This is a genomic window from Methylobacterium sp. 190mf, assembly GCF_900107945.1.
GTDB lineage: Bacteria > Pseudomonadota > Alphaproteobacteria > Rhizobiales > Beijerinckiaceae > Methylobacterium.
In genome coordinates this window covers 297309-307130 of sequence record NZ_FNVI01000005.1, presented here as the reverse complement: position 1 = coordinate 307130, position 9822 = coordinate 297309, and the positions used below count along the sequence as shown (strand labels likewise).

Here is a 9822-nt window from a genome sequence, read left to right as displayed (position 1 = left end):
GTATATTCTCAGACGGAGCCTCACATCGACCAAGTGCCAGACGCTTCACAGCGCCAGAACACCCGTCGGTGAGCTCAGAAAGAAGAACAACAGATCGGCACAAGTCTACTCACGCTAGATCTCTCGACCTAGCCGCAAGGACAAACGCCGCCCGCGTCTCCCTTCCTCATTCCAACTTGTCAAAGAGCGCCTCGGTCGCCTGAGGCTCATCAGAGGCAAACAGAAGACCGCCCGGCAATCCCGCCGGCCAGCCCGCCCGCTTGTCAGAAGATGGCTCAGCGCCCGGTCCACTTCCGCGGCCGGCGCCGATGAGCCGGGGTATAGAGCCCTCGAATTTGCCCGTCAACAGCCCTGTTCCATCTCCGGGCTGTTTTTTCGCACGGCCCGGGCGATCGCTGCCGCGGCGCCTCCCTGCCCTCTCAGGAGGCCAGAGAGGTCCGGGATCCGGTCAGTACCCCTTCTTCACCTGCGCGAGCGCCGCGCTGAGCCCCTGGGCTACCCGCGCCCGCTCGTCCGGCCCGGCGTCGCGCGCGACCAGCGCCTGCTGCCGGCGCGAGACCAGGGTCAGGCGCTGGAGGCCGTACTCGTCGTCCTCGACCGTCTCGAGCTTGGTCCAGAGCGGATTGAACCGCCACTCCCGCCGCTCACCGCGGTGGCTGACCCGGGCGAGCAGGATCTCGATCTGCGAGATCATCACCTCCTCGAAGGAGCGTCCGCGCCGGAAGCTCACCTTCAGCGCCGCGTAGATCGCCAGCATGTCGAGGCCGAAGAAGCCGGCCACGGGCCAGAAGCCCATGCGCCACGCCCAGACCGACACGGCGACCGAGACCGCGCAGCAGCCGGTCATGACCACCCGGAAGCCGCGCCGGCTCAACGACTGGTGCGGCCGGATCGTCGCGGTGAAGACGGGCCGGTCGATCGTGTCCGGATCGAGCCCGTACGGGTGGACGGAAGGATTGCCGCTCGCCATGCGATCCATATAACGCGCCGATGCCCGCCAGAAAGACTCCCCCGCCCGTGACGGATCGCGCCGGTCGCGCCGCCGCGGGACCGGCCGAGACGGTATCCGGGACAGCCCCGACGCGGCGGGGCAAGGGCAGGTCCGGGAGCAAGGCCGAGGGAGCGTCTAAGAAGGCGTCCGGGCGGGCGTCCAAAGGAGCATCAGAGAGCGCCGTCTCCGCGCGGCTCGGGGGTCCGATCGAGCCGGCCGTCACCGCGCAGGTGGATACGGCTCCCGAGGCCGTTGACGCGGCGGCCCTCGCCGAGATCTTCCGCCGCTTCCATGCGGCGGAGCCGGAGCCCAAGGGCGAGCTCCACTACGTCAATCCGTTCACGCTCCTCGTCGCCGTGGTGCTGTCGGCCCAGGCGACCGACCGCGGCGTCAACCTCGCCACCGGCCCGCTCTTCGCGGTCGCCGACACGCCCGAGAAGATGCTGGCGCTCGGCGAGGACCGGGTCCGCGACTTCGTGCGCACGATCGGGCTGTTCAACACCAAGGCGAAGAACGTCGTCGCCCTCTCGCGCATCCTCGTGGAAACGCACGGCGGCGCGGTCCCGGCGAGCCTGGAGGCCCTGCAGGTCCTGCCCGGGGTCGGTGCCAAGACCGCGAGCGTGGTGCTCAACATCGCCTTCGGGGTTCCGCGGATCGCCGTCGACACCCACATCTTCAGGGTCTCGAACCGGATCCCGCTCTTCGTCGGCGCGACGACCGACAAGGTCCAGGCCGGGCTCGAGGCGATCGTGCCGGATGCCTACCGACTCCACGCTCATCACTGGCTGATTCTCCACGGACGCTACACCTGCAAGGCGCGCAAGCCCGAATGCCCACGCTGCCTCATCGCCGACCTCTGCCGCTACCCGTCCAAGACGATCGATTGACGACCGCACGACGACGGCGAGACGCGCGCGCGACGGGTCGCGGAGGTCGTCCCGGGCACGTCCCGACCGGCCTCCGCAATCCCGCCCTGCGGGCTAACGCGTTGTGCTGGAAGCCCGCTTCCGCTAGTTTGGCGGCCGGTCGCCGGGGCCCTCGGGCAGAGGCCGTCCGGCGGCCCGACCTCGCGTCCGGTCGCCGCGCCGCGGATTCCTCCCCATCGTCGCGCATCAGGAGCCTCGGCCCATGGACTTCCTCAAACCACGGTACACGCCTATGAATCGCCGCCGTCGCATCTACGAGGGCAAGGCGAAGGTCCTCTACGAGGGGCCGGAGCCCGGCACGCTCATCCAGCACTTCAAGGATGACGCGACGGCCTTCAACGCGAAGAAGCACGAGGTCATCGACGGCAAGGGTGTGCTGAACAACCGGATCTCGGAGTTCGTCTTCCAGCACCTCAACGACATCGGCGTGCCGACGCACTTCATCCGCCGGTTGAACATGCGCGAGCAGCTGATCCGCGAAGTCGAGATCATCCCCCTCGAGGTCGTGGTGCGCAACGTCGCGGCCGGGTCGCTGGCGACGCGCCTCGGCCTGGAGGAAGGCACGCAGCTGCCGCGCTCGATCATCGAGTTCTACTACAAGAACGACGCGCTGAACGATCCGATGGTCTCCGAGGAGCACATCACCGCCTTCGGCTGGGCGACGCCCCAGGAGATCGACGACATCATGGCGCTGGCGATCCGCGTCAACGATTTCCTGTCGGGTCTCTTCCTCGGCGTCGGCATCCGGCTGGTCGACTTCAAGATGGAGACCGGCCGTCTCTGGGAGGGCGACATGATGCGGATCGTGGTCGCCGACGAGATCTCCCCGGATTCCTGCCGGCTGTGGGACATCAAGTCCTCCGACAAGCTCGACAAGGACCGGTTCCGCAAGGATCTCGGCGGCCTGATCGAGGCCTATACCGAGGTCGCCAAGCGGCTCGGCATCATGTCGGAGAACGAGAAGGTCCAGGGCGGCGGCCCGCGTCTCGTGCAGTAGGCCCGGTCAGGCGCCCGGCCGGCGCAGGGGCGCCGGTCCGGCCTCGGGAAACCCCGCGCGCAGCCGCGCGTGGGTCGAGAGTTCCGGGTCGAAGCCCGGGTGATAATGGGGGTCCTGCACCAGCAGCGACCCCCATCGCGTTCTCAGCGCCGCGATCTCGCGCACGTGGCGGGCCCGGGCCTCTCGGGTCCAGCGGCGGCTCGCCGCCTCGCGGTGATGGAGGACCGCCCCGGGGACCAGGAGCGTGCGGTAGCCGGCCGCGTTCAGGCGCAGGCAGAGATCGACGTCGTTGAAGTCGACCGCGAAGACCGCCTCGTCGAAGCCGCCGACCGCGCGGAACTTCGCCGCCTCGACGGCCAGGCACGCGGCGGTCACCGCCGACACCGTGTGGGTGACGCGCAGGGCCCCGAGGTAGCCGGGGGCATCGCCGGGAAAGTGCCGGTGCCCGTGGGTGACGAGGCCGCCGGTGCCGAGCACGATGCCGCCGTGTTGGATCCGGCCCTCGCCGTCGAGGAGCTTGGCACCGACCGCCCCCACGTCGGGACGGAGGGCCTCCCGGGCCATGCGGGACAGCCAGTCGGGCCGGAAGGCCTCGACGTCATTGTTGACGAAGACCAGCAGCCTGCCGCGGGCGCGGGCCGCGGCGGCGTTGTTCATCGCGGCGAAGTTGAACGGCCCGGGCCAGGGCACGACGTGCCCCCTCCCCTCCCCCTCCAGCGCCCGCAGGTAGGCCAGCGTCTCGGGCTCGCGACTGTCGTTGTCGCAGACGATGATCTCGGTCGACGGCCAGTCGGTGCAGCCTCGGAGGCTCTCGAGGCAGGGGCGCAGGAGATCCAGGCGATCGCGGGTCGGCACGATGAGGCTCGCCAAGGGCCGCTCGTCCGGCAGGGGATGCTCGACCTGCACGAGACCGTCGAGCCCGACGGCCACGCCAACGCCCTCCCGCCCTGTCCGGTCGAGGTGATCGCGCACCAGCGCGTGGTGGGGGACGCGCCCGGTTTCGCCGCCCCGCGTCGCGGTCGAGGCGCCGCGCCGGACCGACAGGATCTCCGGCAGGTGGCCGATGGCGCCGGGACCGAAGCGCTCCGCGATGCGGAATGCGGCCTCGGCGGGACTGCCGGGATCGTCGCCGGGCTCGAGGGCGCCGCGTCGGCAGGCCAGCACGGGTCCGAGATAATCGAGGGCCGCGAGCCGGTCGGCGTCGAAGACCGGCGGCAGAAGCGGCAGCACCGCGCCGCCGGGTCTCTCCTGCACCAAGGCGTCGCCGTACAGCGCCTGCAGGTCGGGCTCGCGCGCGAACGCGGCGGCGATCCGGCCGGGCGCACCGGCGACGAGGACCCCGTCGCCGATCAGGCGGATCGCGTCTCTTGGACCGGCCGGCGCGGAGGGGAAGCGGTCGAGGATCCCGGGCGGCAGGGCGAGCCGATGGTCGATCCCGATCAGGGCGGCGAGCGCCTGCCGGGCGCGCAGGCGCTTACCCGTCACGCGCGCGCGCAGGATCGCGGCCGCCGCCCGGGGATGCGCGAGGAGCTGGCGCGTCGCGCCCACCAGCGCGCGCCAGGAGCGGCGCGACGGTCCGAGATAGGTCGCGGCATCGTGGCCCGACGCGCCGTCCGATGCACCGTCCGACCGCGACGTCATTCCAGGTCCTCGCCGAACGTCGTGACCGACAGGGCGGGGTGGTAGAACGGATCGTGCCGGATCGCGGCCCGCCAGCGCTCGGAGAAGCGGGCGGCCTCCTGCTCGAAGCGGGCGCGCTTGGCCCCGACGGACGGACCGCGGCTGACGGATTCGAGATGGGCCAGCGTCGCGGCCGGCGTCCAGACCGTCTTCCAGCCGGCGGCGCCGAGGCGGAGGCAGAAATCGACGTCGTTGAAGTCGACCGGGAATGCCTCGGCGTCGAAGCCGCCCACCGCCAGATACTTCTCCCGCGCGACGGCGAGGCAGGCGGCCGTCACCGCCGAGACCTCGTGCGCCACCCGCAGCTGGCCGAGATGGCCGGGCGTGTCACCGGGCCGGCGGCGCAGGATGTGGCCGGCCCGGCCGCCGAGTCCGACGACGACGCCGGCATGCTGCAGCGTGCCGTCGCCGTAGAGAAGCTTCGCCCCGACGGCGCCGACCTCCGGTCGGTACGCCTGCCGGACCATGGCCTCGAGCCAGCTCGGCTCCAGCACGGCGACGTCGTTGTTCAGCAGGACGACGATCGTCCCGGACGCCGCGGCGACGCCGGCGTTGACCATCGCGGCGAAGTTGAAGGGCTGCGGGTCCATGAGGATCCGGACGCGCGGATCGCCGCGCAGGGTCGCGTAGTGGTCGAGCACCGCTGGATCGGTGGAGCCGTTGTCGACGATGATCAGCTCGATCGCCGCGTAGGCTGTCTCGTGGAGCACCCCGCGGCAGACGCGGGTGATCAGGTCGAGGCGGTCGCGCGACGGGATGACGACGCTCACCAGCGGCACCGGATCCGGCAGGGGCCACGCGAGGCGAACGGCACCGTCGTGGATTCCGGCGCGGAACACCGGCTGTCCGGACCGGTGCGCGTCCAGGGCCGCGGCCCGGGCCGACGGGTCGAGACCGTCTCCGGCGCTGCGGGCGAGGATCCGCGGGACATGCGCCACCCGCGCGGCGGTGGTCATCGCCGCGATCGCGATGGCCGGCGCGAGCGCGGCCATCGGGCCGACCGGGCGCGCCATGGCCGCGGCCAGCCACGCCCGCGACAGGAGCAGGGGAAACCCGGGATAGCCGGTCGCCAGGGCGAGGTCCGGGCTCCAGTCCGGCTTCAATTGCGGGCGACCGTCGGGGCCGACCGCGTCGCCGTAGGCGATGTCCGCTCCCGACAGGGCCTGGGCCAGCAGCGCCAGGGCCTCCGGGTCCGGGACGTCACCGGGGCGCAGCAGGCACAGGGCGTCCGCCTCGCCGGAAAGTTCGTCGAAGCCGGAAGCCGCATCCCAGGTTCGATGCGACAGCGGCCCGTCGACCGATGCGGGCGGCGTCCCCGCCCACGCGACCTGGATCGACTCGGGGCGGTGCGTCTGCGCGCTCAGCGCGTCGCGCGTGGCCGACAGCGGCGCCGCGTCCTCGGCTCGCGCGAGAACGACGCAGCGGATCCGCAGGGCGGAGGGCGCGACGCGGGCGGGCCGGGTCCGGGCGGCGGCCCAGGCCGGGAACCGGTCCATCGGGGTCACCGCGCAGGCGCCGCGCAGGATGTCGCGGTAGCGCCGTTCCGAGCCGCGGGCGCGCTCGTAGAGGGCGGAGACGCAGCGCCAGGGCCGGCGCAGGAGGCACTGCACGAGCACCTCGACCTCGCGCCGGGCGCCGACCCGCTCCAGGGCGAAGTCCGCACCGGCAGAGAGACGGATCTCCCGGGTATCGGAGGGGATCAGTCCGAGCCAGTGGGCGAGCCCCTGCGCGGCTCCCGGCAGGAGGAAGTCCTGGACCGTCTCGTCAGGCCCTCGCAGGACGCGGAGGATCGGGCGCCGGGGCGCATTCGTCGGATCGCCGGCATAGCTCAGCACGATCCAGCCGGCGGGATGGTCCGGGAGCACGAGGCGGCGATCGAAGACGGGATCGTCCGTGGATTCCAGCCGGAACCGGGTCTTCCGGCCGAGCCAGAGCCTGTCGCGGTCGGTCCGGGCAATCAGCGGGGTCGGATCGCCGAGGCGCGCCGCGGCGTCACTGGGCAGCGTCGCCTCCGCCGGGTGGCGCCGCGGCGACAGCCGGTTTGCGGCGGCGCGGTTTCGCGGCGGGCTTGCCGCCCGCACCCTTGCCGGTCCCGACACCCACCGCGATGTCGTAATCGGCCGTCATGGCGCCCGGAACCTGCAGCTCGTCGGCCACGACCGTGGCGAAGCCCTGCGCCTCTCCGGGCCCGACGATCACGCTGGCCCGCTCGGTGCGGCTCGAGACGGTCTTGCCGTCGTGGCGGATCTGGAACGTCACCGGCACATCGAACCGGCCCGGCGCGCCCGCCGGCCCGAGCAGGACGTTGATCTCGGCGCCCACCTTGACGGTGATCGAGCCGTCCTGACGCCGCGTGCATTCGCGGGCGAGACGGCCGAGGGAGAACTGGGTGCGCACCGTGTCGCCCGCGAGCGCGCGCGAGGCGGCCCCGCCCTCGGCGACCTCGACCGTCGGGCAATAGGCCGGGTCGAGGGCTTCGGGCTGCGACGGCGGCACCGTCGTGCCGCCGTACTTGAACAGGTTGGAGAAGATGTTGCCCTCCTCGGCCCGGCCCGGGGCCGGGGCGGCGAGCGACGCGGCGAGCACAAAGCCGCCGAGCCGGAGAGCGACGGTCCGGCGCCGGGCCATGTCCGGGGACCGCGTGAGGCTCCTGTTCCGATGTCCGATCATCGCACGGCTCCCGAACCGCACCGTCATTTCAGGCTGTCGAACCCGGCCGCGAAGCCCTTCATCGACAGCGGGATGCCGACGCCCTCCTCGGGCGTCTGGAACACGATGAAGGTGGCCTGCGTGCCGTTCTTGAACTGGCGGATCAGCCCGTCATCCATCACGACCTCGGCCACGCACCCGGTGGTGAGGCAGCGGACGAAGCCGGCGCGGCCGATATCCGTCTGGTCGATCTTCAGGCCGAGTCCGGAAGGCAGGAGAACGCCCAGCGGCGCCACCACCCGCAGCAGGTAACCGCGATTGTCGGCGGTCTTGAGGACGATGACCACGAGGGTCAGGTTGGGCCTGTCCTCGGCGGCGAGATACTGGACGAGGGCGCACTGCTCGGCCTTCGCGCCGGCCGGCGTCTCGCAGCGCAGCTGCCAATCGTCGAAGGTCTTGCGCACCATGCCCTGAGCCGCGGCCGGCCCGGCGGGCGCCAGTGCCGCCGCGACGAGGGCGAGGAGAACCGGCAGCGCGGCGCGCCGGAAACGAACGAGCCTCGCGTGAAGCGGCACCACCGATCCCTTCGGAACGCTCCGGCCGAGGACCGGCGGGAGCCGTACAATCGGGCGTGTTCCGACCATGGTCCGCCCCGCGCTGTCAAGCGATGCGGGCGCGGTGTTGCGCGTCGGCGCTACCCGTAACGGTTTCAGCGGCCTAGATTGTGTTCGAACACTCCTCCAGCGCCGGATTTTGACGCCGTGATGCGCCCGCTCACTCTCTCGGCCGCCTGCTTGGTGGCCACCCTCGCGCAGGCGGGAGCCCAGTCCCTGCCGGTCGGAGAGACCACCTACATCGAACGCTCGCTGAACCACTCGGACACGCTGGTGATCGAGCATCCGCCCGTGGCGGCGAACCCGTACGGCCGCCGCAACGGTCAGGCGGCCATCGCCGGCTACTGCAGGGACGGCGGCCTGGTCCGCCGCCGGGACGAGTTCGGCAACCCGGTGATCATCCGCCAGCGGGAGATCTGCGACAGCGTCGCGCCGCGCACCCTCAGCCCCGGGCAGGTCGATCCCCGCCTGAGCTGGCCGGCGGATGCCGTGGCGCGCCAGCGGGTGCTCCGCGTCAAGGGCTGATGCTGGGCTGAGGCGGGGCTGATGCGGGTCTGAGGTCGGCTCAGCCGTAGCGATGCAGGCCGGTGCCGTGGCGCTTGAGCCACGCTTCGGCAGCGTCGGTGTTCGGGCAGAGCGCCTGCACCAGCGCCCAGAAGCGCGGAGAGTGGTTCATCTCGCGCAGATGCGCCATCTCGTGGGCGACCAGATAGTCGAGCACCATCGGCGGCGCGAGGATCAGGCGCCACGAGAAGTTCAGCTCGCCGCGGGCCGTGCAGGATCCCCAGCGACTGCGGGTATCGCGCAGCGTGACCCGGACCGGCCGCTGCCCGAGCCGCGCCGCGTAGCGCTCGATCGCTTCGGTCAGGTCGCGCTTGGCCTCGCGGGCCAGGAAGTCGCGGACCCGGCGCGCCACGTGGGCGGCATCGCACGACACCGACAGCACCGCCTCCCCCTCGACGGACTCGATGCGGACGGGACCGCTCCGGGTGCCGCGCTGGCTGATCCGGTGGGGCTCCCCGCGGAGCGGCAGACTGGCTCCGAGCTCGAAGAGCACGCGGGTCGGCACGCGCGCCAGGCGCGCGGCGATCCACTCCGCGTGGCTCGCCGCGAAGCGCTGCGCCGTGTTGATGGCGGTGCGGCTCGGCAGGGTGATCACGGCCTCGCCGGTGGCGGCCGACACGCGGAGCGTGATGCGGCGCGCGGTCGGCCGCCGACGGAGGGCGATGCGGAGGCTGGCCCCCTCGTGCTGGACCTCAAGATGATCGGGATCGGGGCGACGCAGCAGCGCGAGGGGCATGCGCGACTTCTAGCTGGGCCGGGCCCGGGGCTCCAGATCCCGCGTCTCTGAATCGCCGCGGCGGCCTCAGCTGGCGAGGGCCCGGGTCCAGACGTCGGTCTCGGGGAGGACGAGGAGCGCGGCGGCGGCCAGCGCGATCCCGTACGGGATCCCGGTCTTGGCGTCGTGCAGGTGCAGGGCGAACGGCATGCGCGCGATCCGGCCGGGCAGCGGGTGCGTCCGCGCGAACAGGATCGCCAGGGTCAGGGCGCCGCCGAACACCGAGGCCACAAGGAGGTAGTCGCCGAGGCCGTCGAAGCCGAGCCACAGGGCGGTGGCGGCCGCGAGCTTCGCGTCGCCGCCGCCGATGACGCCGAAGGCGAACAGCGTGAACGTGACGAGCAGGACGACCGCACCGGCGGCGCAGTGGAAGCCGATCTCGGTCCAGCTCATCGAGCTCGTCAGGGCCAGCAGCGCGAACCCGGCCACGAGGGCGAGGGAGATCCGGTTCGGGATCAGCATGGTGAGCAGGTCGCTGGCGGCCGCGTAGGCCATCAGGAAGGGAAACAGGATCAGGAGACCGAAACCGGCCGGGCCCAGACCCGCCAGTCCCAGACTTGCCGTCGCTGAACCGACCATCTCGGCGCCCATCTCGTCGCAGCCTGTCGCGTCACACAATACGGTCC

General features: G+C 71.9%; 10 protein-coding genes. 3 read left to right on the top strand and 7 right to left on the bottom strand.

The genetic code is table 11. The features are described 5' to 3' along the window. Positions 1 to 448: 448 nt before the first annotated feature. Positions 449 to 970 carry a DUF2244 domain-containing protein gene (locus C4T42_RS08520; protein WP_020092482.1) on the bottom strand — a complete coding sequence of 174 codons (522 nt, stop codon included), beginning with the start codon at positions 968 to 970 and terminating at the stop codon, positions 449 to 451. Positions 971 to 1197: 227 nt separating this feature from the next. Here C4T42_RS08520 and nth point away from each other — a divergent pair, with 227 nt between their 5' ends. Next, positions 1198 to 1878: an endonuclease III gene (nth, locus tag C4T42_RS08515; RefSeq protein WP_042669674.1), complete on the top strand. Its 681-nt coding sequence runs from the start codon at positions 1198 to 1200 to the stop codon at positions 1876 to 1878. 241 nt (positions 1879 to 2119) lie between these two features. Further along, on the top strand, positions 2120 to 2914 hold the full coding sequence (gene purC, locus C4T42_RS08510; protein WP_010684691.1) for a phosphoribosylaminoimidazolesuccinocarboxamide synthase: 795 nt from the start codon (positions 2120 to 2122) through the stop codon (positions 2912 to 2914). A gap of 6 nt (positions 2915 to 2920) precedes the next feature. On the opposite strand, the gene C4T42_RS08505 is transcribed toward purC, so the two are convergent. The 4 genes from C4T42_RS08505 to C4T42_RS08490 form a co-directional block, all read right to left on the bottom strand. Continuing rightward, positions 2921 to 4555: a glycosyltransferase gene (locus tag C4T42_RS08505; RefSeq protein WP_020092485.1), complete on the bottom strand. Its 1635-nt coding sequence runs from the start codon at positions 4553 to 4555 to the stop codon at positions 2921 to 2923. Beyond that, positions 4552 to 6459, bottom strand: a complete 1908-nt coding sequence (locus tag C4T42_RS08500; protein WP_103984989.1) for a glycosyltransferase family 2 protein — start codon at positions 6457 to 6459, stop codon at positions 4552 to 4554. Before C4T42_RS08500 ends, C4T42_RS08505 begins: the two co-directional genes overlap by 4 nt. Positions 6460 to 6586: 127 nt before the next feature. Further along, the gene (locus C4T42_RS08495) at positions 6587 to 7264 is read right to left on the bottom strand and encodes a hypothetical protein (protein ID WP_026604815.1); all 678 of its coding nucleotides are present in this window, start codon (positions 7262 to 7264) and stop codon (positions 6587 to 6589) included. A gap of 23 nt (positions 7265 to 7287) precedes the next feature. Next, on the bottom strand, positions 7288 to 7776 hold the full coding sequence (locus tag C4T42_RS08490; RefSeq protein ID WP_210383334.1) for an invasion associated locus B family protein: 489 nt from the start codon (positions 7774 to 7776) through the stop codon (positions 7288 to 7290). Positions 7777 to 8007: 231 nt separating this feature from the next. Here C4T42_RS08490 and C4T42_RS08485 point away from each other — a divergent pair, with 231 nt between their 5' ends. After that, the gene (locus tag C4T42_RS08485; protein WP_103984981.1) at positions 8008 to 8382 is read left to right on the top strand and encodes a hypothetical protein; all 375 of its coding nucleotides are present in this window, start codon (positions 8008 to 8010) and stop codon (positions 8380 to 8382) included. A 40-nt stretch (positions 8383 to 8422) separates the two neighbouring features. On the opposite strand, the gene C4T42_RS08480 is transcribed toward C4T42_RS08485, so the two are convergent. Together C4T42_RS08480 and C4T42_RS08475 are read right to left on the bottom strand one after the other, a co-directional pair. Continuing rightward, positions 8423 to 9157, bottom strand: coding sequence for a SprT family zinc-dependent metalloprotease (locus C4T42_RS08480; RefSeq protein WP_042669677.1), 735 nt, complete (start codon positions 9155 to 9157; stop codon positions 8423 to 8425). A 66-nt stretch (positions 9158 to 9223) separates the two neighbouring features. Further along, a complete protein-coding gene (locus tag C4T42_RS08475; RefSeq protein ID WP_042669679.1) occupies positions 9224 to 9775 on the bottom strand; it encodes a prepilin peptidase in 552 nt (183 codons plus the stop codon). Between the last annotated feature and the right edge of the window lie 47 nt (positions 9776 to 9822).